This window comes from Branchiibius hedensis, from assembly GCF_900108585.1.
In the GTDB taxonomy this organism is placed as follows: domain Bacteria; phylum Actinomycetota; class Actinomycetes; order Actinomycetales; family Dermatophilaceae; genus Branchiibius; species Branchiibius hedensis.
The window spans coordinates 2,399,717-2,426,207 of the sequence record NZ_UESZ01000001.1; the positions used below are offsets into that span (position 1 = coordinate 2,399,717).

22 protein-coding genes and 1 pseudogene are annotated in these 26,491 nt (G+C 65.2%); 8 read left to right on the forward strand and 15 right to left on the reverse strand.

Features of this window, described 5'->3' with window-relative positions; all coding sequences use genetic code 11:
• Positions 1-85: 85 nt before the first annotated feature.
• From DR843_RS11605 to DR843_RS11660, 11 genes are all read right to left on the reverse strand, one after another.
• Complete coding sequence (locus DR843_RS11605; RefSeq protein WP_109686005.1) at positions 86-469, reverse strand: type II toxin-antitoxin system VapC family toxin; 384 nt, start codon at positions 467-469, stop codon at positions 86-88.
• Positions 466-693, reverse strand: a complete 228-nt coding sequence (locus DR843_RS11610; RefSeq protein ID WP_109686007.1) for a type II toxin-antitoxin system Phd/YefM family antitoxin — start codon at positions 691-693, stop codon at positions 466-468. Before DR843_RS11610 ends, DR843_RS11605 begins: the two co-directional genes overlap by 4 nt.
• Before the next feature lie 41 nt (positions 694-734).
• Positions 735-4,235, reverse strand: a complete 3,501-nt coding sequence (locus tag DR843_RS11615; RefSeq protein WP_109686009.1) for an ATP-binding cassette domain-containing protein — start codon at positions 4,233-4,235, stop codon at positions 735-737.
• Between the two features lie 62 nt (positions 4,236-4,297).
• Positions 4,298-5,275, reverse strand: coding sequence for a HEAT repeat domain-containing protein (locus DR843_RS11620; protein WP_109686011.1), 978 nt, complete (start codon positions 5,273-5,275; stop codon positions 4,298-4,300).
• A gap of 24 nt (positions 5,276-5,299) precedes the next feature.
• The gene (locus DR843_RS11625; protein WP_109686013.1) at positions 5,300-5,971 is read right to left on the reverse strand and encodes a zinc metalloprotease; all 672 of its coding nucleotides are present in this window, start codon (positions 5,969-5,971) and stop codon (positions 5,300-5,302) included.
• A gap of 4 nt (positions 5,972-5,975) precedes the next feature.
• Entirely contained in the window at positions 5,976-7,028 is a 1,053-nt protein-coding gene (locus DR843_RS19810) for a hypothetical protein (RefSeq protein WP_146202562.1), read from the reverse strand.
• Positions 7,029-7,120: 92 nt separating this feature from the next.
• The gene (locus tag DR843_RS11640) at positions 7,121-8,563 is read right to left on the reverse strand and encodes a bifunctional ADP-dependent NAD(P)H-hydrate dehydratase/NAD(P)H-hydrate epimerase (protein WP_109686020.1); all 1,443 of its coding nucleotides are present in this window, start codon (positions 8,561-8,563) and stop codon (positions 7,121-7,123) included.
• Positions 8,560-8,913: a holo-ACP synthase gene (locus DR843_RS11645; RefSeq protein WP_109686022.1), complete on the reverse strand. Its 354-nt coding sequence runs from the start codon at positions 8,911-8,913 to the stop codon at positions 8,560-8,562. Before DR843_RS11645 ends, DR843_RS11640 begins: the two co-directional genes overlap by 4 nt.
• Complete coding sequence (glmS, locus tag DR843_RS11650) at positions 8,914-10,767, reverse strand: glutamine--fructose-6-phosphate transaminase (isomerizing) (RefSeq protein ID WP_109686024.1); 1,854 nt, start codon at positions 10,765-10,767, stop codon at positions 8,914-8,916.
• Positions 10,768-10,902: 135 nt separating this feature from the next.
• Positions 10,903-11,208, reverse strand: coding sequence for a HigA family addiction module antitoxin (locus tag DR843_RS11655; protein WP_109688877.1), 306 nt, complete (start codon positions 11,206-11,208; stop codon positions 10,903-10,905).
• Between the two features lie 24 nt (positions 11,209-11,232).
• Positions 11,233-11,514, reverse strand: coding sequence for a type II toxin-antitoxin system RelE/ParE family toxin (locus DR843_RS11660; RefSeq protein ID WP_109686026.1), 282 nt, complete (start codon positions 11,512-11,514; stop codon positions 11,233-11,235).
• Positions 11,515-11,733: 219 nt separating this feature from the next.
• Between DR843_RS11660 and coaA the strand changes: the two genes are divergently transcribed.
• The 4 genes and pseudogenes from coaA (at position 11,734) to DR843_RS11680 (ending at position 15,570) form a co-directional block, all read left to right on the forward strand.
• Positions 11,734-12,693, forward strand: coding sequence for a type I pantothenate kinase (gene coaA, locus DR843_RS11665; RefSeq protein ID WP_109686028.1), 960 nt, complete (start codon positions 11,734-11,736; stop codon positions 12,691-12,693).
• Between the two features lie 41 nt (positions 12,694-12,734).
• On the forward strand, positions 12,735-12,989 hold the full coding sequence (locus tag DR843_RS11670) for an antitoxin (protein ID WP_109686029.1): 255 nt from the start codon (positions 12,735-12,737) through the stop codon (positions 12,987-12,989).
• Entirely contained in the window at positions 12,986-13,420 is a 435-nt protein-coding gene (locus DR843_RS11675; protein WP_109686031.1) for a TA system VapC family ribonuclease toxin, read from the forward strand. The genes DR843_RS11670 and DR843_RS11675 overlap by 4 nt, the downstream gene beginning before the upstream one ends.
• Before the next feature lie 588 nt (positions 13,421-14,008).
• A pseudogene (locus DR843_RS11680) lies at positions 14,009-15,570 on the forward strand (IS1634 family transposase).
• Positions 15,571-15,703: 133 nt separating this feature from the next.
• On the opposite strand, the gene DR843_RS11685 reads toward DR843_RS11680, so the two are convergent.
• Both DR843_RS11685 and DR843_RS11690 read right to left on the reverse strand, forming a co-directional pair.
• Positions 15,704-17,545, reverse strand: coding sequence for a GmrSD restriction endonuclease domain-containing protein (locus DR843_RS11685; RefSeq protein ID WP_109686033.1), 1,842 nt, complete (start codon positions 17,543-17,545; stop codon positions 15,704-15,706).
• Between the two features lie 117 nt (positions 17,546-17,662).
• Positions 17,663-18,643 carry a hypothetical protein gene (locus DR843_RS11690; protein WP_109686036.1) on the reverse strand — a complete coding sequence of 327 codons (981 nt, stop codon included), beginning with the start codon at positions 18,641-18,643 and terminating at the stop codon, positions 17,663-17,665.
• A gap of 277 nt (positions 18,644-18,920) precedes the next feature.
• Between DR843_RS11690 and DR843_RS11695 the strand changes: the two genes are divergently transcribed.
• The 4 genes from DR843_RS11695 (at position 18,921) to DR843_RS11710 (ending at position 22,307) form a co-directional block, all read left to right on the forward strand.
• Positions 18,921-19,910, forward strand: coding sequence for an IS481 family transposase (locus tag DR843_RS11695; protein WP_109683852.1), 990 nt, complete (start codon positions 18,921-18,923; stop codon positions 19,908-19,910).
• 152 nt (positions 19,911-20,062) lie between these two features.
• Positions 20,063-20,329: a hypothetical protein gene (locus DR843_RS11700; protein ID WP_109686038.1), complete on the forward strand. Its 267-nt coding sequence runs from the start codon at positions 20,063-20,065 to the stop codon at positions 20,327-20,329.
• Positions 20,330-20,471: 142 nt separating this feature from the next.
• Positions 20,472-21,194, forward strand: a complete 723-nt coding sequence (locus DR843_RS11705) for a hypothetical protein (protein WP_109686039.1) — start codon at positions 20,472-20,474, stop codon at positions 21,192-21,194.
• A 123-nt stretch (positions 21,195-21,317) separates the two neighbouring features.
• Complete coding sequence (locus DR843_RS11710) at positions 21,318-22,307, forward strand: IS481 family transposase (protein ID WP_109683852.1); 990 nt, start codon at positions 21,318-21,320, stop codon at positions 22,305-22,307.
• Between the two features lie 18 nt (positions 22,308-22,325).
• Here DR843_RS11710 and DR843_RS11715 read toward each other — a convergent pair whose 3' ends face one another.
• Both DR843_RS11715 and DR843_RS11720 read right to left on the reverse strand, forming a co-directional pair.
• Complete coding sequence (locus DR843_RS11715; protein ID WP_174888829.1) at positions 22,326-23,096, reverse strand: hypothetical protein; 771 nt, start codon at positions 23,094-23,096, stop codon at positions 22,326-22,328.
• A 19-nt stretch (positions 23,097-23,115) separates the two neighbouring features.
• Positions 23,116-26,490 carry a Swt1 family HEPN domain-containing protein gene (locus tag DR843_RS11720; protein ID WP_109686041.1) on the reverse strand — a complete coding sequence of 1,125 codons (3,375 nt, stop codon included), beginning with the start codon at positions 26,488-26,490 and terminating at the stop codon, positions 23,116-23,118.
• Between the last annotated feature and the right edge of the window lies 1 nt (position 26,491).

Genomic DNA, 26,491 nt, shown 5'->3' on the forward strand with positions numbered 1-26,491 from the left:
GTACGGCGAGTGGCGAGGTCGAACGCTACCGCGCCGGCGTTTCATCGACGTAACACCGCCACCCCCTTGGCATCTTCCCTGCCGCTCAGTCGCGGGCGTCGAACACCCCGGACAGGTCCGCACCCAGAATCTGACGGTCCGCGGTCAGGAAATCGAGGCGTTCCACGCCCGCCTGTGCAATCAACATGCGATCAAACGGATCTCGGTGAGGCAGCTCGATATCCGGGTACCCGGACACGTGCGCCCAGCGAAGGGGCAGCTCACGCAGACCGGACGAAGTCACCGCTTCGTTCAGATCACCAGGGACGACGAGTTTGCCGATCGATCGTTTGATCTCGACTTCCCACAGGGACACCGAAGACACATAGGCAACCTCAGCGGCCAGTCGCCCGCGGGTTCGCCGGCCAAGCCTCGTGCTGTCCGTCAGGAGCCAGAGCAGTACGTGTGTATCCAGAAGCACTGCACTCACGTGAGACCAAACATCTGGAGAATTTCGGCGTCTTCCTCATCGAAGGTCGCTTCGTCGAACTGCAGGTCGGGCATCGCGCCGAAGCGGATATCGACCCGAGCATGCGGCACAAGGTCTGCGACCGGCTTTCCCGCTCGCGCAATCGTGACCGACTCGCCGCGCTCCACCATTTCCAGCAGCCTCGACAACTGCGCCTTGGCTTCGTACACATTCACCGTTGGCATACCGTGATTCTACTTGGTCAAGTCTGGTTAACCAACAGATCTCAGCCGGCGAGGTGACCCCAGCGCCCCGACAACTCTCGCCACGGGCCGACATCGGCCAACCCGCCGTCGACCAGCACGACGACCCGGTCGGCTCGTTCCAGTGCCGAGCGCTTCGACGTCGAGCCGATGACCGTCATGTCCCGCGAGCGCAACGCGGTCCACAACTCGATCTCGGTCGCCGCGTCGAGCGCACTGGACACGTCATCGGCCAGCAACAACTCCGCGTCCGCCGCGAGCGCCCGGGCCAGCGCGAGCCGCTGCACCTGCCCGCCGGATAGCCGTACGCCGCGGTGCCCGACCAGCGCCGAGGCACCACCGGCGTCGGCGACGTCTCGCGAAAGGCGCGCGTCGTCGGCCGGTTGCTCGAAGTCCCGATCGAAGCCGAGGCGCACGTTGTCGTCGAACGTTCCGGACAGCACCCGCGGGATCTGCCCGACGTAGGCGACCTGCCCGGGCCGCAGGAACAGCTCGGCGTCCTGCACCTCGACGCCGTTCCATTGGATCGAGCCGGTGTGCGGCAAGAGCCCCGCCAGCGACTTCAGCAGACTGGACTTGCCCGAGCCGACCTGGCCGAGCAGGAGCACGAGTTCGCCGCGATCGACAGTCAGGTTGACCCCGGTCACCCCGATCGTGCCGTCATCGTGCAACGCCGTCACATCGCGAAGGGTCAACTCCTGCAACGGGATCCGCTCGACGACAGGTGCGCCGGGCGCTTCACCGGTGAGCAGGTCCACGCCGGGGGGCAGATCCATCAGGTCCGCTCCCCCGGCGAATCGCGACGTGGCCTTCTGCCACGCCCGGGTGCCCGGAGCCTCGGTCACGACCGACCCGGCTACCCGACCGAACCAGTCGAATCCGTTGACGGCGTTCGCGACCAGGATGGCCGTGGCCAGACCCCACCATCCGGCGAGGTAGGCCGCCCAGGCCGCGACCACACCGAGTTGCACCATCAGGATCGGGACGCCGTCCAGCAGCGCCTGCACGCGGTGCTCGAAGACGGCCGCCTCGACGCGGCCGCCGTCGACCTTGCGCAGGTGCCGGTGGATCTGCGGGATCCGGCCGGCCAACTTGATGGTGCGGGCCGAATCCAGGGCCGAGACCAGCGATCGACCGAACGAGGCGCGCGCCGCGGAAGCCCGGGCAGCGGACCGACCGGCGACCGGACGGCCGAGGGCCGAGGCCAACGCGGAGGCGATCATGACGATCAGCAGGACGGCTCCCGCGACCCAGGTCCCGGCGAACAGGGCGGTCACCAGCGCGATGGCCAGGCCGTTGACGAAGTCGACCCAGCGATCGGCGTACCGCGCATAACGGTCGGCGTCCATCGCCCGGGCAACCACTTCACCGGGCGGGGTCTTGGGCAGCCGGTGCTGCGCGGTCTGGCCGACCAGCACCGACATCCGCACCCGCAGCAGGATCTCGATCCACCAGCGCGGGTACCGCTTGATCGCCGAGACCAGGGTGAACACGCCCACCAACAGGCAGGCCACCAGGGCGACCAGCAGCCACGACGGGGTGTCACCGTCCTGCAGGTCCTGCACGATGGTGCCCCAGATCCAGCCGGTGCCGGCGCCCAGGCCGCCGCAGATCGCGGAGATCAGGAACATCCCGATCGCGATCAGACCCCACTCGGGTCGGACGACGAGGGCGTGGGCGATGCCTTTGGCCAGGGATGGCCCGGTGCCGACCTCGGGGGCGGGCGGGGGCTCCGTCGTACGCCGAGTGGCCACCAATCCGCCCACGTCACTGGGGCGTTCGGCGGGCTCGGTCTCGACCGCGGCACTGGCCAACACCAGGTCACGTAACGGTCCCGGCTGCTGCGCCAAATCGGCCCGGACACCTTGCTGGACCACCCGGCCGCCGTCGAGCACGGCCACCAGGCGGGCGCGCTCGATGGTGCCCAGGCGGTGCGCGATGAGGACGCCGGTGCGGCCGGCGATCAGCCGGTCTGCCGCGGCGACGACTCGCGCTTCGGTGACGGGGTCCATCCGCGCGGTCGCTTCGTCGAGGACGACGACCTGCACGTTGCGGACCAGCAGTCGCGCGAAGGCCACCAGCTGCTCCTCCCCGGCGGACAAGGCGGTGCCGCCGGGTCCGAGGAGGGTGTCGAGGCCGTCGGACAGGCCCTCAACCCAATCGGTCAGGCCGAGCCGGTCGACCGCGTCCTGCACACTCGCGCGGGGCAACTCGGTGAAGAGGGTGATGTTGTCGGCGAGACTCCCCGCCAGGATCTCGGTGCGCTGGGTGACCACGCCCACGCTGGAGCGCAGTTGCTGCAGGTCGAGGTCGACGATGTCGACTCCGCCCAGGAAGACGGTGCCGATCGGTGCTTCGACGGCCCGTGACAGCAACGAGGCCAGGGTGGATTTGCCGGAGCCGGTGCGACCGACCAGCGCGATCGTGTCGCCGGCGGGCACGTGCAGGTTGACGTCCTGCAGACCGAACGAGCCGCTGCCGTAGCTGAAATCGAGGCCGTGGACGTCGATGGACAGACCGCCCTCGGGCACGGGGACGCCGCCGGAGGGTTCGGGAGCGACCGCCAGCATCTGCCGTAGCCGGATGACCGCACCCAGACCGGCCTGCAGATCGGGCAGGTGGTGGGCGGCCTGGTCGATCTGCGCGACGAACGTGGTCGTGACCAGGAACAGCGTGACGAGTTCACCCAGTGACAGGTGGTCGCTGCTGACCAGTCCCACACCGACGACGCCGGTCAACGCCAGGAATCCGTAGGCGATCAGACCGGTGCGGCGGATCAGTCGACCCTCGATCGTGACGACTTTGAAGAAGCGGTCGTGGACCTTGGCGGACAGCCCCGCCAGGCGCTTCACCGCGAACGACTGGCCGAGGGAGGTGCGCAGGTCGTCAGCTCCGGCGATGCCTTCCTCAAGGGCGGCGGCGTGGTCGGTCCAGGCCATCTCCTCGATGACCTTGCCCTCGGCGATCTGGCTCAGCAGCGGCCGGATCGCGAGGAACACCGCGGCTCCGACGATCGGGAAGAGGATCGCGGCCGGCCACCAGGTGATGCCCGCGACGATCCACATCGGCAGCAGCCCGAAGAGGGTGCGCATCAGTCCCCACGACTCGCGGCGCGCGAGGTTGCCGACCTCGTGGGTGTCGTCGTCGACGCGGTCGAGGACTTCGCCGACGGCCTGCTCGTTCAGCGCGGACAGCGGTTGGTGCAGCGCGGCGTCGAGTAGGTCTTCGCGCAGTCGTCCCTCGGCCCGGTCGACGACGGCCGCCCAGGTGAATCTGCCTGCGGTGTCGAGGATTGCGCCACCGGCGACGCAGATCGCGAGCAGCCAGACCAGCTTCGCGGTCGGACTCGTTGCGAGGTGCCCGGCGACGACGGTGCCCAGAGTCTGGCCGATGACCGCGATGGCCAGGAAGACCAGCGCGGCGATCCCCCAGCGACTGCGCAACCGGCCCAGATCGACCCGTCGGGAGGGGTCAGCGACGGGTTCGGGCGAGGTGATCTGCGGGGGCGTGGCGGTGACGGTCATGGCTTGCTCCACGGTACGGCGCACCACCGACAGTCAGCGAATCAATTTCCCGCCACTCGCACTCAGCGCGGGCGCATTTCCCCCGCCACGAGCTGCGTCGGCACTCGGCGCGGCACCGCGATCACGGCATCACTGACCCCGTCGATCCGCACCCCCTCCGGCGATCCGGCCACCTTCACCGACACAGCGCTTGCGCCGGGGCGTTCAACGCTGGCCAGTTCGGCCTCCCACTGCTCACCGTCGATCCGGCCGCGGCCGACGAAGACCCGCGCTCCGCGTGGCTGCACGATCTGCACTCTCACGTCGCCCTGATCTGACGACGGATCGGTCAGCACCAGCCATCGCACGAATAGTTGACCGGTCGTCTCGTTCGCGCCCAGCACGACCGCCGCCACCGCTGGCTCGCGGGCCACCACCGCAATCCGCTCGCGGTCGACCAGCACGTGGTGCACCGTGTCGCCGCAGACCACCGCCGCGGCCGGAACCATCGCCTCGGTCACCAGCGACCGATCGGTGGGCGCGACATCGCGGAGGTCGATCTGCACCTCGCGCGGCTCCACGGGCCGACCTCGTTGCGGTGCCGGAAGCACTGTGTCGTCCGTGTCCGCGGGGATCGACGTGCCCACCCGATGGGCCAGCAGCCGCACCGCAGCCTCGAGTTGGGACCGCTGCGACGAACCCTTCGCCTGGTCGAGCAGAGCGAGCATTCGGTCCAGGTCAGCCGCGTCGCCGACCCGAGCAAGAGCCACCGCGCTCGGCACGTCGTCCGCTGTCTGCCGCAGCACCTCCACCGCCTCCGGGGTGCCGATCGCTGCGAGCGCCGTCGCTGCTCCCGCCCGCACCTGAGGGTCGGGACCGTCGGCAACAACCCGTCGCAGTACGTCGATCGCTTCCTTCGCGCCCTCCTCACCGTTGCGGGCACCAAGTCCCGCGAGCACACCGAGGGCTGCTCCCGGGCTGATCGACGTACGTTCGCCCAGAAGTGTCCGGAGGGCACCATCGACGGTGCGGTCCTTGTCGGACCCGATTCGAGCTGACATCAGCGCTACCTCTTCCGTTCTGGTTCAACACGGTTCGTGCATGCGGCAGTGGTCGCGCATGTCGTCGGCTTCGTCGGCGGTGAGCACCCCGCCGTTGGGGATGATGGGATACATCAGCCGTTCCGGACGGCCGTCGGCGTGCGACAGACCGAGGTAGTGACCCATCTCGTGGGCAGTGGAGAAGTCGGAGGCACCCCCGCCAGAGTTCATCTCCACGACACTGCCGTCCATACCTTTGGCGTCCTTGTCGCACGGGCCGTCGACCCGTGAGAACCCCGCGGTATCCCCGACGTAGACCCGGACGAAGAACACATCCAACGCGTCGTTGGGGACGGTCCATTCGTCGGTGAGGTCCTCCGCCTCGCCGTCGGAGTCGATGACGTCGTGACCGCTGGCGTCCGCGGTGCTGATCGCGTAGTGCTCGATCCGACCGAGGGCCATCGGGCGGCCGGCCATCGCGTAGAGCGCACGAGTCTTCTCGATCGCCGCGTCGATCTCCGCGTAGTCCGCGACGGTGAACTGGTCGGAGCCAACCTGGATGCAGTTGACGTGGACGTATTTGCCTGCGAGACGGTCGAGTTCGGTGCGCAGGGAGACCGGAACCTTGGTGGTCAGTTGGCCGAGGAAGCCGTGCCGGACCGACATCCCGGCGGTCGCGACGCCGATGCAGTTCGCCCGCTGTCGTAGGGAAGTCATCGCGTCACTGCATCGCCACGAGGACCGGGATCAGACCCTGGCCGCTGGAGATGGAGCCGAGGGCTTTGCCGATCACAGCGCCGAACGCGCGGCTGCGGTCCTGCGCCTTCATTGCGTGCCCGGTCGTCGGAGAACTGGTCAACAGGTCGCCGATCTCGATCGGACGGTGGTCGGCGTCCACCTTGCAGTAGACCTTGCCGACCATCGCGATCGGTACCCGCACTGACTGCGGTGCTTCGTCCTGCCGGTCGAGGATCAGCCCGGGACGGTATTCGCCTGCGCCAGAGACGACTCCGGCCACGCGCGCGTCGTACGCCTCGCTCGATTCGCGCAGGCCACCACCGGACGGATCGATCACCAGGACCGCGCCTGGCTCCGGCCCGCCGTGCTCGGACACATCGAACTCCTCGGCGCAGTCGGCCCCCTGCAGGAGCACGTCACCGACCACGATCACGTTGCGTTGGACGACGACGTCCCCGTCGAAGAAGCCGGCCATGCCGCCCGGGTTGTGCCCGGAGACGGCTGCCTTCTCCGGGCGGTGCGCGACACCGAAGACTCCGTCGAATTCGTCACTCTCGCCGACGACTCCGGCGTTCCGGACGCTGTGCCCGTAGACACCCTGGAAGTCCTCGCTCAGGCCGACCACCCCACGGTGACCGTTGCCGACGACGCCGTCACCGTTGGGCGCGGTTCCGGCGACGCCCACGCCGCCGCTGCCAGCGACACCAACCACGCCGTGACCGGCCGATTTCACCTCACCCCAGACGCCGGTGGAACGATCCGAGCCGCCGTCGACCACACCGACTACACCTCGTCCGCCGGTGCGCACTTCGCCCCAAACGCCTGTGGCATCGTCGGTTTCGCCGTTCACGACGCCGACGACGCCGCGGCCCGCGCTCACCTCGCCCCAGACGCCGCTGCCGTCGGGGGTGACTCCGACGACGCCGCGGCCGGTCCGTTGTGCCTGACCCCAGACGCCGTCACCGCCCGCCGCTTTCTGGATTCCACTGACGGCTGGCTTGCTGGGATTGGTTGAGTCGCCTGATAGCTGTGCCATGACGGGGACCTCGCTGGTCGGGGCCGCGTCCCGGATGGCGCGGCATGTCCCTCAGGAGGCGCTCAGGCGCGTCACAGATACCTTGCCCCACCTCAGCGGGTCAGCAACCGCGCCACCGTCCGACCCACCTGGTGCGCGATGTCCAGCGCCCGGATCGGCCCACCCGGGTTCGCGTCGTGCGCGGCGACCCCGTGCACCAGCGCTGCGACTGCTCCGGCATCTTCGGGGGTGAGTCCCCCGGCGAGCAGGACGCCGCAGATCCCGGCCAGGACGTCGCCCGAACCCGCGGTGGCCAACCAGGACGGACCGTCGGACTGTGAGTGCACTTCGACTCCGGAGGCCGAGGGAGGTACGACGACCGTCACCGAACCCTTCAACAGCACGGTCACCGTGAGCGCGTCAGCGACGGCCCGCGCGGCAGCTACCGGATTTGAGCGCACCCAATCATCGTCGAGCGAGGACGACACGACTCGTCGTCCCAGCCGCAGCAACTCCCCTGCGTGCGGGGTGATCAGCGTGGGTGCGGACCGCGGTGAGGTCAGCGCATCCAACCCGCCCGCATCGACGACCACCGGCAGCTCCGAAGCCAGCGCCTTCTCGATGGCGGTCTTCTGCTCCGGCGACGCGTCCTCCCACGGCATTCCCGAGCCGATCAGCCAAGCCTGGACCTGCCCGTCGCCGAACACCACCTCCGGCACAGCGGCACGCAACAGGGACGTCGGAGCCGGCGGACCGACGTACCGGACCATCCCGACTCCAGCGGTCACAGCCGCGGTGACTCCGAGAAGCGCTGCGCCCGTGTAGTGCTCGCCGCCGGTGATCGCGCCGAGCACGCCGCGGGAGTACTTGTCGTCGTCGGGGCCGGGCACCGGCCACAGGGTGGGGACATCGGAGAAGGTCAGGCGTGAGACGGCCGGCGCAGCGGGCGGTGTCAGTCCGATGTCCACGACCGTGAGCAGCCCGCAGGCCGCTTCGGTGGCGGGCAGCAGGTGCACCGGCTTGAGCAAGGAGAAGGTCACGGTCTCATCGGCGTACACGCAATCGGAGGCCACCAACCCGGCCGGGTCGGCGCCCGAGGGCAGGTCCACCGACAGCAGGTAGGCGTCGTCGCCGATCGCGTCGACCAGACCCGACGTGCCCGGCGGCAACCCCGGGCGGCCACCGATGCCGGTCATACCGTCGATGACGAGGTCTGCTTCGTCGAGCGCAGACAAACTGGATGGCGAATCCGATTCCAGCACAACGACTCCGGCGTCGTGCGCCGCTCTCAGCGCAGGCTCGTGGGCACCGGATCCGGTGAGGATCGCGACGACCGCATAGTCGAGCGCGAGGAAGGAAGCCGCGAAGAGCGCGTCACCGCCGTTGCCGCCCGGACCTGCGAGTACGACGACCGAGGCCCCCTCGTGCTCCTCCAGTCGCGCAGCGGCCACCTCCGCGACTCCCTGCGAGGCCCGCTGCATCAACTCACCGGTCGCCAGCTCCGGCATGGCGGCCTCGGCGGCGCGGACGTCGGGGACGGAATAGGCGTGGATCACGGGCCCTCCACAATCACGATGGCGGTGGCGATCCCGGCGTCGTGCGAGATCGACAGGTGCGCGGTGGTGGCACCCAAGGCAGTCATCCGTGCCGCGACGGTTCCGGACAACTCCCATTGGGGCTGCCCGGCGGGGGTGGTGACCACGACGGCGTCGTGCCAGGCGAGGTCGCCGGGGGCGCCGAGTGCTTTGGCCAGCGCCTCTTTCGCGGCGAACCGCCCGGCCAACGAATGCATCGGCATGGTCCGCTCGGAGGCGACGAGGACGCGTTCGGCGAGGGCCGGCGTACGTTCGAGGGCCTCCGCGAAGCGGTTGACCGAGGTGACGTCGATGCCGACCCCGAGGATCATTTATTCGACCGTCACGGACTTCGCCAGGTTGCGCGGCTGGTCGACGTCCAGCCCCTTGGCCGTGGACAATTCGAGCGCAAACACCTGCAGCGGCAGCACCGTCAGCAGCGGCTGAAGCATCGGCGAGGTGTGCGGGATCCGGAAGACCTCGTCGGCGAATTCGTCCACGGACGTGTCGCCTTCCTCCGCGATGACCAACGTGCGAGCGCCGCGGGCGCGGATCTCCTGGATGTTGGAGACGACCTTGCCGTGCAACCCGTGCGGGGTGTCCGGGCCGGGCACGATCACGAAGACCGGCTGACCGGGCTCGATCAACGCGATCGGACCGTGCTTCAACTCGCCGGCGGCGAAGCCTTCGGCGTGGATGTAGGCCAGCTCCTTGAGCTTGAGGGCGCCTTCCATGGCGATCGGGTAGCCGACGTGCCGGCCGAGGAAGAGCACCGATCGCGTGTCGGCCATGAAGCGGGCGACTTCGCGGACGCGGGACACGTCGGACAACACGTCAGCGATTTTGCTTGGTACGTCTTGCAATTCGGCGATGACCTGCTTGGCGTCGTCGGCGTACGAGCCGCCCTTCAGCTGCGCGAGGTACAAGCCGAGGATGTAGCAGGCGGTGATCTGACCGAGGAAGGCCTTGGTGGAGGCGACGGCGATCTCCGGGCCGGCGTGCGTGTAGAGGACCGCATCGGATTCGCGCGGGATGGTCGAGCCGTGCGTGTTGCAGATGGACAAGGTCAGCGCGCCGAGGTCATGCGCGTGCTTGACCGCCATCAGGGTGTCCATGGTTTCGCCGGACTGGCTGATCGAGACGACGAGGGTCTTCTCGTCGGCGATCGGGTCGCAGTAGCGGAACTCATGGGCGAGCGAGACCTCGACCGGGATCCGCGCCCAGTGTTCGATCGCGTATTTGGCGACCATCCCGGCGTACGCCGCGGTGCCGCAGGCCACGATCGTCACCCGGTCGACGGCGGCCAGTTGCTCCTCGCTGATCCGCAGGTCGTCCAGTTGCAGGTCACCGGCGGCGTTGCTGCGGCCCAGGAGGGTGTCGGCGACCGCTTGCGGCTGGTCGAAGATCTCCTTCTCCATGTACGTCGCGTAGCCACCCTTCTCGGCGGCCGCGGCGTCCCAGTCGACATGGAACTGCTTGCCGGTGGCGGGGGTGCCGTCGAAGTTGATGACCGTGGCGCCCTCGGGGGTGATCGTGACGATCTGGTCCTGCTCGAGTTCGAGGGCCTCACGGGTGTAGCCGATGAAGGCGGCGACATCCGATCCGAGGAAGTTCTCGCCCTCGCCGAGACCAACGACCAGCGGGGAGTTGCGGCGAGCGCCGACGACGACGTCGGGCTGGTCGGCGTGCACCGCGAGCAGCGTGAAGGCGCCTTCGAGGCGGGCGACGGTCTTGCGCATGGCCTCGGTGAGGTCGCCGTCGTAGAGGGTACCGAGCAGTTGGGCGACCACCTCGGTGTCGGTCTGGGACTTGAACTGCACACCCTGGGCCTGCAACTCGTCGCGCAGGACTGCGAAGTTCTCGATGATCCCGTTGTGGATCAGGGCGAGTTTGCCGTCGTCGCCGCCGCGGTGCGGGTGGGCGTTGACGTCCGTCGGGCCGCCGTGGGTGGCCCAGCGGGTGTGGCCGATCGCCGTACGCGAATCAGTGAACGGGTGCTCATCGATCTCGCCGACCAGGTTGGCCAGCTTGCCCGCCTTTTTACGTACGTCGACCCGGTCGCCCGCGACCAGCGCCACCCCCGCGGAGTCATAGCCGCGATATTCCAGGCGCGCGAGGCCCTCCATGACCACATCGAGAGCCTTGGTGTTGGTTGCTGGCCCGACGTAGCCCACGATTCCGCACATGCCTCCAAGGGTAGGCGGTCGGCGGCGGTGGCTCGTGCGATGACACTCAGGACGCCCGTCCTCGCCGGACCCGATCGCAGCGGCACAGTCGTTCTTTTGGCTTCATGACTTCAAGTCATGACGCGAGCCACTCCGTTAGCCGCCGACCAGTTGAACGACGTTGGCCAGGTCATCCGCGTGGCGGTCCCGAGCTACCTCAAGGTCGTAGTCAGCCTGGATGTTGATCCAGAACCGGTCATCAACACCCAGCGCTTTCGACAAGCGCAGAGCCGTGTCGGTCGTGATGGCGCGCTTACCGCGGACGATCTCGCTGATCCGGGTCTGTGCGAGTCCCGTCGCCTGGGCAAGCCGATATTGGGTGATCCCCAGTGGCTCCAAGAACTCGGTCAGCAAAATTTCACCTGGGGTGATCGGGTCGTGCGCTGTGGTCGTGGTGTCCATCGTCACGGCTTCTCTCGAGGGCAGTTAGTGATAGTCGGTTATCTCAACCTCGGCGGGTCCAGCCTCAGTCCATATGAAGCAGATGCGGAACTGTCCATTGATCCGTATCGAGTGCTGCCCCGAGCGATCGCCGGTCAGTTTTTCCAGGCGATTGCCGGGTGGCACTCTCAAACTGTTCAGTTCGGCGGCCGCGTTGAGTAGCCGTAGCTTCTTCTGAGCTGCTCGCTGCAGTTCGGGCCCAAACGATCGGACGCGCTCGCGATTCCACACCGTCTCGGTGTCGGAGTTCCTGAACGATCGAATCATTCGACCCTGCTACCGTCATACGTAAGTATCGTCTTACGTGAGTATTTTCGCAAGCCGCACGACCGCGGAGCCCCCACATCCCTGATCGCGTTGGTTCGACTGGTGAACAACATGACCCGAAGGTACTGACCGCCACCGACAATCGAGCCCCACAAACATGAGGCCTGATCGGGGACGAGTCACGCATACCCGATCGAGTACGCCGTTAGGCTGACCGGCGTGTCACGTCCCAACGGCCACCCGATCCCCTCGCCGTACGTCGAGCTGGATCGTGCCGCGTGGGCGCGCCTGCGCGACGCGCACCCGATGAACCTGGACGACCAGGACGTACGGCGACTGCAGGGCTTGGGCGACCGCCTGGACATGGCGGAGATCGAGCAGGTCTACCTGCCGTTGTCGCGGTTGCTGAACTTCTACGTCGGGGCCACCGCGGACCTGCACAAAGTCACCAGCGACTTCCTGGGTGAATCCCCCGCCAAGGTCCCCTTCGTCATCGGTGTCGCCGGCTCAGTCGCCGTCGGCAAATCCACAACGGCCCGCATCCTGCAGGAGTTGCTGTCCCGCTGGCCCGACACCCCTGCGGTATCGCTGATCACCACCGACGGCTTCCTGCTGCCCAACGCCGAGCTGTCCCGGCGCGGGATCCTGGACCGCAAGGGTTTCCCGGAGTCCTACGACCGTCGGGCGCTGGTGCGGTTCGTGGCTGAGGTCAAAGCCGGCTCACCCTCGGTGTCCGCGCCGGTCTACTCCCACCTGACCTACGACATCGTGCCCGGTTCGTTCGTCACCGTGGAGCAGCCTGACGTGCTGATCGTCGAAGGCCTCAACGTGCTGCAACCCTCCTCGCTCATCCCGGGCTCGCACGGCGGCGCGATGGCCGTGTCGGACTACTTCGACTTCTCCGTCTACGTCGACGCCGGCGAGAACGACATCAAGCGCTGGTACGTCGATCGCTTCCTGTCGTTGCGACAGACCGCCTTCGCCGACCCCCAGTCCTACTTCCACCGGTTCTCATCGCTCTCGGACGGTGAAGCGGTCCAGATCGCCGAAGGCATCTGGGACTCGATCAACGCCCCGAACCTCGCCGAGAACATTCTGCCCACCCGGGGACGCGCCTCACTGGTCTTGACCAAGGACCCGGACCACGCCGTACGCCGCGTTCGCCTCCGCAAGCTGTAATTGCATCACCGCATCATTTTTCCTGACGCTATGATGCGTGCATGCGCACCACGATCACGCTGACCCCCGAGGCCGACAGCCTGGTGCGCAAAGTCATGCGCGAGCGCGGGCTGTCTTTCAAGGATGCGGTGAACGCTGCGATCGTCGACGGGCTACGACCACGGTCCGGCGCGGACACCTACGAAACCCCAGTCTTCACACTCGGCCCGGCCCGCGTGTCGCTGGACAAAGCGGTTGCTCTGGCGGCCGAGCTAGAGGATGAAGAACTCGTGCGGCGCCGGGAGCTCGGCAAGTGAAGTTGGTCGACGCCAACGTCTTGATCTATGCGGTGGACAGCACTGCCCAGCACCACGCGGCTTCGAAACGCTGGCTCGACGCCGCACTCAATGGATCTGAAACGATCTTGCTGCCATGGGTGAGCACGCTCGCCTTCATCCGAATCACGACTAACCCGCGACTGCTGGCGGCGCCGTTGACGTCGCAGCAAGCACTCGAGGTTGTGCACGCGTGGCTTCAGCGGCCCAACGTGGTTGCACCCGAGCCTGATGCGCAGCACACTCGGCGGCTGGCGGAGTTGCTGGCTGCCGTCGGCATCGGTGGGAACCTCGTCAATGATGCGCACCTGGCCGCGCTGGCGCTGCAGTGGGGCGCAACGGTCGTGACCTTCGACTCCGACTTCGGGCGATTCCCGTCGGTGAGCTGGGAGTCGCCCCAACCCGCGGAGTGACCTGCCTGAGTTTGCTACAGCGACAACACGATTCGTAGCCCCGCATCAACGCCACTCATGGCACCGGATGGCAATTCGCCGATGGATTCGACCAAGCGGAAACGATCAATCACCAGTGTTTGCGAGACGTTGCTCACCGAGGGCTTTGTCAGGCCAGCCGCCCCGACGTCGAGGCCGACCCGGGGTCGCGCCTCACTGGTTCTGACCAAAGGCCCCCCGACCACGCCTTACGCTGAGTCCCCTCCGCAAGCTCTAGCGCCTGAGCTCTTGGGCCACCGCCTCGATGATCGCAGCCGAAATATTCGGTCGCTTCATGCGCACCAGCCGTCGCGCGTGCGCGATACCCGTAAGCAAGCATGTGTGCGGTGATCGCGATTCGCGCTGCGTCGTACGCCGTTACGTAGGCGACGTCGGCGTCTAGGTTGGCGATCGTGCGGGCTACCGAGAGCTTCTCCTCAGCCCGCCGGCACGCGAAGGACCCGACTCGTGCCACTTGAGCGGGATTTCGCGGTCGGCGAGTCATCGGTGCTGGTCAGGGCGTTGCGGTTGCAGGTTTTGACACACTAATCGGGCCGATATTCTGGGGTCGTGGTGTTCGTGCGGAAGGTCAAGACCGCCTCGGGCGCGACCGCCGTGCAGATCGCGCAGCGCGTCGATGGACGCGACAAGGTGCTGGAACACCTCGGCTCTGCGCACACCGCCCAAGAGCTAGCGGTGCTGGTGCAGGTTGCTCGGCAGCGTCTTCACCCCGGGCAGGGCGAACTGGACCTGAGCGCTGGAGCTGTCCCGGCTGGTCAGGGCGTGATTACCGGCAAGACCAGCGCCGTCCTGTGGGAGGTCCTGTCGCAGGCCTACACCGCCTTGGGGTTCGACGCGCTCGGCGATGCCGCGTTTCGGGAGTTCGTGTTGGCCCGGATCATCGAACGACCTCCAAAGCGGACACGGTGCGTGTCCTGGACGAGATCGGCGTCGAACACGCGTCGCTGCGCACGATGTTCCGCTCCCTGAAACGCTGCGCCAGCGCCGAGTACCGCGACACCCTGGCGACTGCGTGCTTCGAACACGCCACTACCGCAGGAGATCTCAGCTTGTGCCTGTACGACGTGACCACGTTGTATTTCGAAGCTGAGCAGGAAGACGACCTACGCAAGGTCGGATACTCAAAAGAACGCCGGGTCGATCCACAAATCGTGGTCGGGTTGCTGGTGGACCGCCAAGGGTTCCCGTTGGAGATCGGCTGCTATGAGGGCAACCAGGCCGAGACCGCCACGATCGTGCCGATCGTGACCCAGTTCCAAGAGCGGCACGGCCTGGCCGACATGGTGGTGGTCGCCGACGCCGGCATGTTATCGGCGGAGAACCTGGGCAAGCTCGATGAGGCGAACCTGCGGTTCATCGTCGGCTCCCGGGTCGTCAAAGCCCCCGGTGACCTGGCTAAGCACTTCCACTGGCGCGGGGATGCGTTCGCTGATGGGCAGGTCATCGACACCATCACCCCACGGCGGGTCAGCGCCGCAGCGAAGGCGGAGAACGACCCCAACAAAGCCGCCGAACCGGTGTGGGACCGGCAGGACAATCCGTTGTCGTGGCGGGCGGCGTGGGCGTACTCCCGTAAACGCGCTGTCCGGGACGCCAAGACGTTGACGATCCAGCAGCAACGCGCGCAGGCCGTGGTCGATGGGGAACGGGCACCCAAAAAGCCCCGGTTCGTCAAAACCATCGACGGCGCAACCGAATTGGATCAATCAGGTTTGGATCGGGCTCGGCGCTTGGTCGGGTTGAAGGGCTACGTCACCAACATCCCCAACGCCACGATGCCCGCAGCCGAGGTGATCGCGAAGTACCACGACCTGTGGCAGGTAGAAGCCTCGTTCCGGATGTCCAAAACCGACCTGAGAGCCCGGCCGATCTTCCATGACGACCGCGACGCCATCGAAGCCCACCTGACCATCGTGTTCGCCGCCCTCGCGATCAGCCGACACCTCCAGCAGCAGACCGGGATCAGCATCAAAAGTATCGTGCGAACCCTGCGCCCGTTGCAGCAGATCACCGTGCGAATCGCCGGTCACCAGCACGTCGCCGCCGATCCGCTCAACCCACTCGCGGCCGAGATTCTCGCTGCGACTGGCACAACCTGGCCGACACACTAAATTGGCACGAGTCGGGTGCGTGCGCGCCAAACGCTGTCGCAACGTTCTTGCGTACGGCGTATGCAAGCAGAGGCGCGATTACCTAGGAGGTTGGCGACGTCAGTTCGGTTCGCCTCCCATCCGACGTGCCAGATCAGACGCGGTCCACGGAAGCATCGTCAGCGAGCTGGTCCAACTCGAAGTGCGCCGAGTCCTCAGCAGCCTCGCCCCGGCCAACGTCGCGTTGCACAGTCTTGCCAATCGCTTTCTCCACAAGCAGGCAGAGTTGTTCGCGTCGTGCGTTGAAGTACCCGTTGAAGTCGTCCTTCCGCAAGAGCTCTGCCGGGACCAGGTGCGTCGCCAGGAGACTGTCGAGCCGCGCGGGCTCCAGCTGCGCTCGCGACTCGATAACGGCCAGATACGCCGAGGGCGCTGCGCCGCCGATGGTCCGGTTCGTCCGGGCACTGATCGTCGTCTTGTTGACGATGCTCTCGCGATGCTCGTCATCAATGTTCATGTCGTAGCACCACTTCTGCGGGAAGATATGGTGGATATCGACGGCGAGATCGACATACTGCACCTTGTCTAGGGCTTTGTCCTCCATCCAATCCCGTGCTCCGCCACCGAGAATGAGAGCTGCAATTCCCTTGTACGCCGCAGCGTTTCGCGTGCGCAGGGAGTGAAGGCGGGACTCCGTGAAGTTTGCATCCACCACAGTGCGGGGCGTTGGCTTGGAATCGTCGAGCGCCCACTCGGGCACCATCTCGATGTCGCGGGCAAAGCGCGATTCGTTAGCCGAGCCATAGAGTTCACCAAGAACACCGCACCAGAACCAACGAATCAGACGCCCGCTCACCCCCACTAGGTCCGCGTCCTTACCAAGGACCACCTTGATCGCGGCCAATGGGACGAGTTGCTTGGCGTAGGGCACATCTCGTGAAGCGAAGATGTGCCGGTCAGCCAGGAAGGTTGCAGCCCAGGCAAACGCACCTCGAAGCGGATCCCGCCATTGAAGGTAGTCCGCGAGAGTCAATTTCAGGACGTCTTCGCGCTTTGCGGAGATCGCGGGCGGGCGACCAGAGGAATCCGACCGCGCGCGCTGGCGCGTGGTCAGCATCGTGACTGCCTGTAAGAAGTCGGTGTTCTCAACTGCGCTTAACACCGGCTGGTCGGACCACTGCGATTGAGTTTGTTTCCAATCATCGTTCAGCCGGAAGTCCTCACCGAACGCCTCGAAGTGCTCGGCGTCACCAGCGAAGACAGCCGTCAACAATTCAAAAACGTTGAGCGGGAGGCCACCGATGTTCACCTTCTCAAAGACCGTGGCAACAGCAGCCTTGTCAGTGTTCTCGTCGAGGACGATCGCCGGAATGTCGTAGGTCGCAGCGGGTTTGATGAACTCTTCCCAGAACCGTTTGGCGAGGTCGCGATCGGCCAGTTCGAACGTCCAGCTCATGTAGTCGCCGTAGAGCAAATGCAAAGGGAAGTAGCCCTGCGTCCGCTGCTCATCGGCACTACTGAGGTCGAGGACGACGTCCTTGCCGAAGTTGGAACGGACCACACCATCACCCGGGACACTGATGAGCGCTTCATCGACCCGATCTGGTGCGCTGAGTGCGGTCTCCATGTGAATGAGGTAGCGACGATCGAGCAGTTTGCCCCGACTGTCCTTGGTGGCGACAACGCCGTCTCCACTCAGCGCTTGGGTGAGAGATGTCAGGCGCTGTTGGCCATCGAGCAGCAAGAACTTGGCTTCTGTACCTGCGGGGACGTTCACGCCCTCGATCGGCCGGGGCTTGAAGCGCACCTGAGCGTTTCCGGTCTTCAGGAGCATCACCGCTCCGAGCGGATGACCACGGAGCACCGTCACCAGAAGCTGCCGGATCCGTTCGTCCTCCCATTTGTACCCGCGCTGGAAGTCCGGCAGCTGAATCTCGCCCGAACGTGTCCAGGACAAGTACTCGCCGAGTTCGTACATCGGGGTTAAGAAGCCCATGTCAATCCTCTTCGTCGTTGAAGGCGTCCTTCTGGCGGAAGTGAACGTGCCCCATCAGCCGCTATGAGCAGTGCGGTGTCGCCGAGTCCGCGTCGAACCACCCGAACGCCGATGCCACTATTTACCCGCGCAGGATTTCACCAGCTCGGCGGTCATCTGCCAGCGCCACGATCCGTCCTCGAGTGCCCAGTGGGAGTCCACCGTCTCGGTGAGACCGTTCGAGGAGAGTTCGGCGGTGACTCTGGTGGCGGGTCGTGACTTTGTGGTCCCCGGGATCTCGGTGTCACCCACGTCCTGGGCGCTAATGGCTTTGACCCAAGCGACCGAGGGGGTCGTACTCGCCTTCCGACACGCGACGAAACTGGCCTCAGAGACCAGCGCTTGCTGCTCGGTGACGAGGTTCTTGTACTGGCCGACCCAGTCGTGCGCCGTGAATTGCTCGACCCAGACTCTGAACGCCGCCTCAGGTGTGCCTGCTGCGGCGGTCGTCTCCGCGGAGCTGCTCTGTGCGCCGTCCCAGTCGCTTGGTGCTCCGACGTAGACCTGACAACCCTTTGCGGTGCCGGACAGCAGCAGGTTGGTATCGACACGGATCTTGCCGCTGGCTGGGACCAACTCGGGGAAGGCGACACCGCCGCCGTTGATCCTTCCGGCCGCGTCACGACACAACAGACTGATCCGTGGGTCCTTCACCGCTTGACCCAGCGGGTTCGTCAGTTCGAAAGATGCCTGGGGTTGCCCGTACTCCTCACGGATCTGCGGAACCGAAGTCGGCATGGCAGGGAAGGGTTGATTGCTGAAGGCACCCTTGGCCTCTACGTCGAGGGTCGCATCTACACGAGCGGCCTTCTTGCTGTCTGGGAGTTCGACTTGTGTTCCAACGATGATGTCCTCGTTCGGGCGCGAGAAGGACTCAACCTGGCTTTCGCTTGCCAGGATCGCCCCGCTGGCGTCAAGGAGGTTGAAGTTCACGGTCACCGTCTGCCCAACGTACGACGTGTTGTTGTGTACGACGGCCGCCACCCACGCGTACTTCCCCGACTGCCCAAAGCCAGATTCCTTGAGAGTGCCGAGCAGCTTCGGTGCCGTGCTGGCCACCGAAGCGCCGGAACTGGTGCTCGAAGAACCTTCACTGCCGAGACTCGTGTTCGAACTGCACGCCCCCAGCGACACGACTAATGCGAGCGAGACTGCTGCAGACGCCAGCATCCGCACACTGCCCACCACCGCGCTGAGCCCCCCTGTCGATCCGTGCCTAGTTGTACTGCCCCGGGACGTTAGGAACGGTTCTCGGCCTGTCGGCGTGACTTGAGGAAGACCTCCGGGTGAGGTGTGAAGCGACGAAGCAAACACATCCCCAAACCCGGAGGTCCTCATGGTCCACGCTAATGCCCCGCTTTCTGCGACTGGTCGCCTGCGCCTGGCGCGGTGCGTGGTGGACGATGGGTGGCCGTTGCGGCGGGCCGCAGACCGGTTCGGGGTCTCGGTCACCACCGCGCACCGCTGGGCGGCCCGGTACCGCCAGCATGGTGCGGCGGGGATGTGCGATCGTCCCAGCCGGCCCCAGTCATGTCCGCACCGCACCAGTAGGCGCCGGGAACGGCGAGTCCTGGGGTTACGGGTTTCGCGGCGGTGGGGGCCGGCCCGGATCGCCTACCACCTGGGGATGAATCCGGCCACGGTGCACCGCATCCTGACCCGGTACCGGTGTCTTCGGTTGTCCTGGACGGACCCGGCCACTGGTGCCCCGGTACGGGCCGGTCGTCGAAAGGTGGTGCGCTACGAACGCGACGCCCCGGGTGATTTGGTCCACGTGGACATCAAGAAGCTGGGCCGCATCCCCGATGGGGGTGGACACCGGGTCCATGGCCGCGCTGCGGGGAAAGCTAACTCCCGTGCTACCTCCAGCAGTGGGCGGGGGTATGCCTACCTGCACCACGCGGTCGATGACCACTCCCGGTACGCCTACTCAGAGATCCTGGCCGATGAGAAGAAGGAGACCGCGACCGCGTTCATGCAACGGGCGGTGGCGCACTTCGCGCAGGTCGGGATCACCACGGACCGGGTGATGACCGACAACGGGTCCTGTTACCGCTCCCACCTATTCCGGAACATGCTGCAGGACCATGGGATCACCCATAAACGCACCCGCCCCTACACCCCGAAAACCAACGGGAAAGTCGAGCGGTTCAACCGGACCCTGACCGAGGAGTGGGCCTACGCCCGCCCCTACACCAGCGAGACCGAACGCGCCGCCGCGTACGAGGACTTCCTGCACATCTACAATCACCACCGCGCACACACCGCGCTCAAAGGTGGCTCACCCGCAGACCGCGTACCCAACCTGGCGGGGCACTACACCTAGTCACCGCACCCTACTGCCATATGGGCATGTTGGTGACGGTTGGGATGGCGCATCGACTCGGTACATCAACCCAAGTTAGTACCTTTTGGTACTTTGACCCGTGAGGTGATATGGTTCTACCAGTCCCAGCCACTACGCAAGGATGGTGTGCCATGTCCACCGCCACCACGGTTTCCCCCATCAAGGTCTCAGCCCAGACTGACAACCTGATCTCCCACGCGGCCCACTTCATGTCTGTCTCCAAGAAGGCTGTCGTCGAGGAGGCCATTCGCGAGTACATCGCCAATCACCGCGATGACATTCAGTCCGGGGTTCGCGACGCAATCACCCAACTCGATGGCTCCACCGCATCTGCAGTCTCGCTACTCAGTGGACTGTCTGCTGAAGAGCTCGACGACGTCGGTGGCCTTCCCTCCTAAAACTGCCCTACAAACGGATCCTGAGTGGCATCTGCCGCTTAGGATCCGTTTGTATGACGCAGCACTGGGCGTGCGCCCGACGAAAGCTTGCTTAGATGAGTTGAGGATCGACCCCCCGACTATCGACGTACACTTACATGATTTGGACATTCCACCGATTCCGGCGGCTCAGTCGTTTCCGGAAGCCCTCGAGACTGGCGGCGTCAAGCGAGTCACCTCCTTGAAGGACCGTGTGTGGTTCAAACTCAAGACCACCCGCTGGCGAGGTGCCGTCGTCCGGCTGACCGATAGTGACTTGGCGGCAGAGGACGGTGCGTCCTTACACCCCCTGAGTGCGACCTCACGCTGGTGGCTCGCCGCGGTTGGCATCCGCGAGGAAGGTGCGCAGCGGGATTTCTACCGAAAGATCACGTCTGCGAGTTCATGCCCCAAGACACCGCAAAAACCGGACGGCATCGATACCGACTACCTTCTGCCGTCAGCCTGGGACCGCAAGCGAGTCGCCGCCGAGCACGCCTACGCCCAACGCATCGTCTTCGAACGGTTCATGCTTGAAGCAGCGGCCAAGAGTTTGCGCAGTGGAAAAGTAATCACCGCCAAGTTTGCGCTTTTCTCCATTGGCTTGGTTATTCGTGCCGACCGCGGAGAACAGTACGTCGCTTTCATTGCCGAAAACGTCTTCGATCCGCGCGCGCTGGCCGCAATGATGGATGCTTTTCCAGGGATGTCAGCCAGCGATTGGGCACCGGAACCAAACCAAGCGTTCGGCATGAACCCGAAAATCGGCCAGATCATCTACTCGGCACCGCTACCCACAGACGTCGCTGATTCCATCCTTGATGCCGATCCCTGGACCGAGGACTGAGCCCTAGCTGTACTGCCCCGGGACGTTAGGAACGGTTCTCGGCCTGTCGGCGTGACTTGAGGAAGACCTCCGGGTGAGGTGTGAAGCGACGAAGCAAACACATCCCCAAACCCGGAGGTCCTCATGGTCCACGCTAATGCCCCGCTTTCTGCGACTGGTCGCCTGCGCCTGGCGCGGTGCGTGGTGGACGATGGGTGGCCGTTGCGGCGGGCCGCAGACCGGTTCGGGGTCTCGGTCACCACCGCGCACCGCTGGGCGGCCCGGTACCGCCAGCATGGTGCGGCGGGGATGTGCGATCGTCCCAGCCGGCCCCAGTCATGTCCGCACCGCACCAGTAGGCGCCGGGAACGGCGAGTCCTGGGGTTACGGGTTTCGCGGCGGTGGGGGCCGGCCCGGATCGCCTACCACCTGGGGATGAATCCGGCCACGGTGCACCGCATCCTGACCCGGTACCGGTGTCTTCGGTTGTCCTGGACGGACCCGGCCACTGGTGCCCCGGTACGGGCCGGTCGTCGAAAGGTGGTGCGCTACGAACGCGACGCCCCGGGTGATTTGGTCCACGTGGACATCAAGAAGCTGGGCCGCATCCCCGATGGGGGTGGACACCGGGTCCATGGCCGCGCTGCGGGGAAAGCTAACTCCCGTGCTACCTCCAGCAGTGGGCGGGGGTATGCCTACCTGCACCACGCGGTCGATGACCACTCCCGGTACGCCTACTCAGAGATCCTGGCCGATGAGAAGAAGGAGACCGCGACCGCGTTCATGCAACGGGCGGTGGCGCACTTCGCGCAGGTCGGGATCACCACGGACCGGGTGATGACCGACAACGGGTCCTGTTACCGCTCCCACCTATTCCGGAACATGCTGCAGGACCATGGGATCACCCATAAACGCACCCGCCCCTACACCCCGAAAACCAACGGGAAAGTCGAGCGGTTCAACCGGACCCTGACCGAGGAGTGGGCCTACGCCCGCCCCTACACCAGCGAGACCGAACGCGCCGCCGCGTACGAGGACTTCCTGCACATCTACAATCACCACCGCGCACACACCGCGCTCAAAGGTGGCTCACCCGCAGACCGCGTACCCAACCTGGCGGGGCACTACACCTAGCCACCTGCCCCGGTGGGACTAGCCTCCCTCGGCACCGTCATCCACGTAGCGGGGGTTCAACACCGTATCCGGCCCGACTGGGCCGGAATCGCGCAGGTCCACCATCGATGCGAGATGCACTGGCCAGGTTTCTGGTGCGGGCCCGAATGCGCGCTTCGCGCTTCGGATCGTGAAGCGAGCGAATGCCGCATTGCCGACACCCCCAATGGCGGCGCCTACACCGAAGGGCACCTGCTTCCCCAGCACGAGCACTCCTTGCTTTGTGCCATACTTGGTGACGAAATTGTGGCCTAAAACCTTATTCACCTGCTTAATGCTGGACATAGGTATGGCTTGAACGACCTTGTTCGCCCAGTGGGCGCCCGTGCGACCTGCGACCTTCTGGACGGACTGCGCTCCCGCATCTCCCAAGAGAACTCCCATGAGAAGCGTCCGCCGTCGATCCATGTCGTGAATGGGGATCCCATGCACCTCCGCGACGGCGAAGACGTACAGTGAGGCAAACGACATGTACCCCGCTACATCGCCAGCCGCGAATGCGAGCGACATCGGCGTGTTCACCCCTGGGGCAATGGCCGACGCACCGACTGCAGCACCGGTTCCAGCCACCGTGGCGGTGAATCGTCTGCCCAGGGCGTCAATTATCTGCTCTGGCGTCGCGTCAGGACGGCGCCGCCGTGACTGCTGGATGTGAGCGATCAGGACTGGTCGGGACACCTTTACCGCTCCGTCTAAGCCGGCGCTCAACGATTTCGTGACCGCTTTTCGCGCACCATCACTGCTCGGCATGTCTACCCGCTCCCTATGCCTAGTCTTTCTCGAAGCCAGATTGTTCGAACTTCAGATTCGTCGCGTTCTCCGACACCGTGCGGATGCTCTTCTCCCCGAAGCCGGCGGCGTTGTTCGCTTCGATCTCGATACGAACCGTCAGTTCCGTGCCTGTGGCCTCACGCAGGCGCGCGATGATCTCTTCCGCAACATCTTTAAAATCCATCGCGATCTTGTCGGAATTCAGGGTCTTCACCCCGTAGAACCGCGTCTTGAGATCGGGCCGGTAAACGTCCACGCTGCCGGGGCTGGCTGGCGCGGAGCCGAGTGGACTGTGCGCGTCGACGAGCTCGGCAACGTTCGTCTCTGTCGGGCTCGCTACGGAGTCGAGTTCAATCTGAGCGGCAGCGACATCCGGCTTCACCAAAAGCAGCGAGTCCGTCGTGGCCGGCGGCATAGCCTTGCTGTCCGGGCTTGGGTGCCACAGCCCGACGTACCGTCCCGCGACTTCGTCGTATCCGGTCGCAAGCGCGAACGCATCTGTTTGCCACAGCATCGGCATATCAACGACTCCGGCGCCGAGCACTGCGCGATCCCGGAGCCGGGGCATATACGGATACTGCGCATATAAACCCCACAGAGTGCCCAGGGATACATGGCCGTCCGCCCAGATTTGGGGCACCTTGTCGATTGCCAGCCGGATCGTTGCCGCGGCTTGCCTCGTTGACAGGTCGCCATCGTTGCCGAGCCGCCGAGAAACGCGCTCAGCGAGCGAATCACCCTGCCCCTCTACCTTCGTCTCCCTGATCACGAATGGAGAGCTGGGATCAGGCTGCGCCGGCACGAGCGCCCAGGTGAAGGTTTGCAGCAGCCGACCCGTCGCGGTCTGATCTGCCTGATCACGACGCTGAGCAGCCTGGTTCCTCTGATTCTGCGTCAGGTCCAGGTCCGACTCATTTTCTAGGACGTTTTTCCACCCCAGGTAATCGCGAGTGGCCGAGTCAAGTTCCGCGAGCCGCGCTTCGTCCGCAGCCAGGTAGACGACCATGTTTCTATTCGCCCTATTGGCGGTCCCTCGATGTTCAGTCGCTTTCTGGGCAAACGTCTTAGCGTCCGAGTCAGACTTTGCCTTGTGCGCCACTTTCGGATGAAGGATGACCAATCGTGCTTCATCAGTGTCGGGGATGTCGGCGTTGCTCTCCGGGCAGACGTGCACTCCGGTGAACCCACCGCGGCTGCGTCCCTGCCCTTGAAGGCGCCGGACGATGTCTGCCCAGACATCCTCCTTGTGCAAACGCTCGGCTTGATCCCTCGCCGCGCGGGTGATGTTGGGTTGCACGTCGTACCAGTACTTGCCTGACCCCGAGTAGAAGTACGTCGCGCGATCACCCAACTGGGTCAGTGCGGCATGGAAGTTGCCCGGTACGTCACCTGGGACCGCGGTTCCGAGGAACACCCGCTGGGTGCCGATACCTTTATGCGTCGAGCCAGGTGCAATTGTCGGTGCAGACCCGAAGAAGACCGTGCGGGCGAGCCGTCTGGTGAGTGCCCGTTGGCCGAATAGCGGCTTTGCCTTGTCAATCTTCACCGGCTCGGAATTCGGTCCGTCGACATCAGCATCGATGATCGTTTTCCACGAGTCCTGCAAATACTGCGTCAGTTCCGAGTTGACGTTTGATGTCGCGAGCGGCACGGAGCCGGGCATGATCAGCGGCGAGGCGTCCTCCCCCACCCACAGCGCATGGATCACGGTGCTCATCAATCGCAGTACGCCGCGGGTGCGCTGGAACCGCTCCAGGGACGACCACTCCTCGTAGAGGGTGTCGAACAGCTCCGGGTGAATCGGGTAGGTCTGCTTGATCCGGTCCTCGTACGCCGTGTCGCGTGCCTCGCGGGGAAAGTCGTCGGTGTACTTGCGGTACATCTCCACGTAAGAGCGAGCAGTCGCGCTAATAGCTGCGAGCGCTGCGGCGTCCGCGTCTTTGAATAGGCGCTGCTTGACGATGTGATACGCCTCGTCTGACGACGCCGGTCGCCACTGGTCGGCGACTCGACGTACGACGTTCTGGAGTCTTTTCAGCGCCTCGAGACCGTTGGCGCCACCAACCTCCTCGGCGTTCCCGACGGGAATCTTGTCAGCATCATCACCGCTTTCAGATGCGGGGATGGAGATCGCGAGCAGGACGCCAGAGGTTCCTTTGACTGCTTCGGTAAGGGACTGAGCGAAGGTGAATTGGTCATCGAACGTGCCGCCGGCGAGGTCGTCCCGACCCACCAATGAGCGGGCGTACGCAACCCACTCGTCGATCAGGATCACCGCGGGGGCGTGTGCCTTCAGTAGCTCGTGGAGGTTCTCGCCGGGGTGGGTCCGGTCGGCGTCTGCTTGCGCCACCAGCGCGAACCCCTCGGGTCCGCCGAGTTGCCAGGCTAGTTCGCCCCAGATGGTGTTGACCTGGGTTCCGTCGGCCTTCGTGACTCCTGCTGGACTGAAGTGGTTTCCGACGATTGCAACCCGGTTGACCCGCTCGCCCTGGTAACCACTTGCGAGCAACAACTCTTGTGTCGCTTGGGGAAAGTCACCGATCGGAAGGCCAGCGGCGATGTGCCAGAGCGACAGCATGGAGTGGGTCTTGCCGCCACCGAAGTTGGTTTGAAGGTTGATCACAGGGGATGCGTTGTCGTCACCCGCGAGCCGACGCACTGCCCGCCCGATGAGGTCGCTAAGACCCTCGGTGAGATACGTCCGTCTGAAGAACTCGACGGGGTTGGCGTAGTCCGCGTCTGACTCGTCACCAGTAGCGACTTTGTACAGATCGGCCGCGAACTCCGAAGCGTGGAAGTTACCAGTCGCGACATCATCATGCGGCGGGAGAACCTCTCGCCAAGCCTTCAGACCGCCGGCCGCCTCGGGATTGTCAACGGCCGCCTTGAGCGCCTTCTTGTCGTCCTTGTCGGCGGTGACGCGACGAAGGTTCAGCCTGATGGCACGGATCTCTTCGGCTTCTTTGGAAGCGCCGATCAGCTTCAGGAGCCGCTCCCCGGTGTCGAGTGCACGGTAGGCGTCGTCGTCGGTAAACGTCGCATTGTGCGCCCAGTCGTTTCGGACCTCACGCAACTCACTGGCAAAGGTCTCTCCCGTGTGGCCGACCGCCTGATTGAAGGGATACCAGCCCGGTTTATATCCCGCAGTGATGTTGCCCTCGGTGAGCATTCGGAACTGCACCTGGGGGTCGAGAGCGTCGTAGGTCTTGCTGGCCGACGCTCCGTTCTTGACATCTTTCGCCCTGACCAGATCCGTCCAAGCGGCCCCGAGTGCAGGATCTCCTTGGCCGATAACGGCAGAAATGAAGTCGTCGAGTGCAGGCGCGACGATCTGGAACATGCGGTCGATGCGGTCGCGGTTGCTCAGTGCCATG

Excerpts from the sequence above, each read along its gene's own strand:
- DR843_RS11610 (WP_109686007.1), bottom strand. The coding sequence starts at position 693 with ATGCCAACGGTGAATGTGTACGAAGCCAAGGCGCAGTTGTCGAGGCTG.
- DR843_RS11615 (WP_109686009.1), bottom strand. The coding sequence starts at position 4,235 with ATGACCGTCACCGCCACGCCCCCGCAGATCACCTCGCCCGAACCCGTC.
- DR843_RS11620 (WP_109686011.1), bottom strand. The coding sequence starts at position 5,275 with ATGTCAGCTCGAATCGGGTCCGACAAGGACCGCACCGTCGATGGTGCC.
- DR843_RS11625 (WP_109686013.1), bottom strand. The coding sequence starts at position 5,971 with ATGACTTCCCTACGACAGCGGGCGAACTGCATCGGCGTCGCGACCGCC.
- DR843_RS19810 (WP_146202562.1), bottom strand. The coding sequence starts at position 7,028 with ATGGCACAGCTATCAGGCGACTCAACCAATCCCAGCAAGCCAGCCGTC.
- DR843_RS11645 (WP_109686022.1), bottom strand. The coding sequence starts at position 8,913 with ATGATCCTCGGGGTCGGCATCGACGTCACCTCGGTCAACCGCTTCGCG.
- glmS (WP_109686024.1), bottom strand. The coding sequence starts at position 10,767 with ATGTGCGGAATCGTGGGCTACGTCGGGCCAGCAACCAACACCAAGGCT.
- DR843_RS11655 (WP_109688877.1), bottom strand. The coding sequence starts at position 11,208 with ATGGACACCACGACCACAGCGCACGACCCGATCACCCCAGGTGAAATT.
- DR843_RS11660 (WP_109686026.1), bottom strand. The coding sequence starts at position 11,514 with ATGATTCGATCGTTCAGGAACTCCGACACCGAGACGGTGTGGAATCGC.
- DR843_RS11670 (WP_109686029.1), top strand. The coding sequence starts at position 12,735 with ATGCGCACCACGATCACGCTGACCCCCGAGGCCGACAGCCTGGTGCGC.
- DR843_RS11685 (WP_109686033.1), bottom strand. The coding sequence starts at position 17,545 with ATGGGCTTCTTAACCCCGATGTACGAACTCGGCGAGTACTTGTCCTGG.
- DR843_RS11695 (WP_109683852.1), top strand. The coding sequence starts at position 18,921 with ATGGTCCACGCTAATGCCCCGCTTTCTGCGACTGGTCGCCTGCGCCTG.
- DR843_RS11700 (WP_109686038.1), top strand. The coding sequence starts at position 20,063 with ATGTCCACCGCCACCACGGTTTCCCCCATCAAGGTCTCAGCCCAGACT.
- DR843_RS11710 (WP_109683852.1), top strand. The coding sequence starts at position 21,318 with ATGGTCCACGCTAATGCCCCGCTTTCTGCGACTGGTCGCCTGCGCCTG.
- DR843_RS11715 (WP_174888829.1), bottom strand. The coding sequence starts at position 23,096 with ATGCCGAGCAGTGATGGTGCGCGAAAAGCGGTCACGAAATCGTTGAGC.
- DR843_RS11720 (WP_109686041.1), bottom strand. The coding sequence starts at position 26,490 with ATGGCACTGAGCAACCGCGACCGCATCGACCGCATGTTCCAGATCGTC.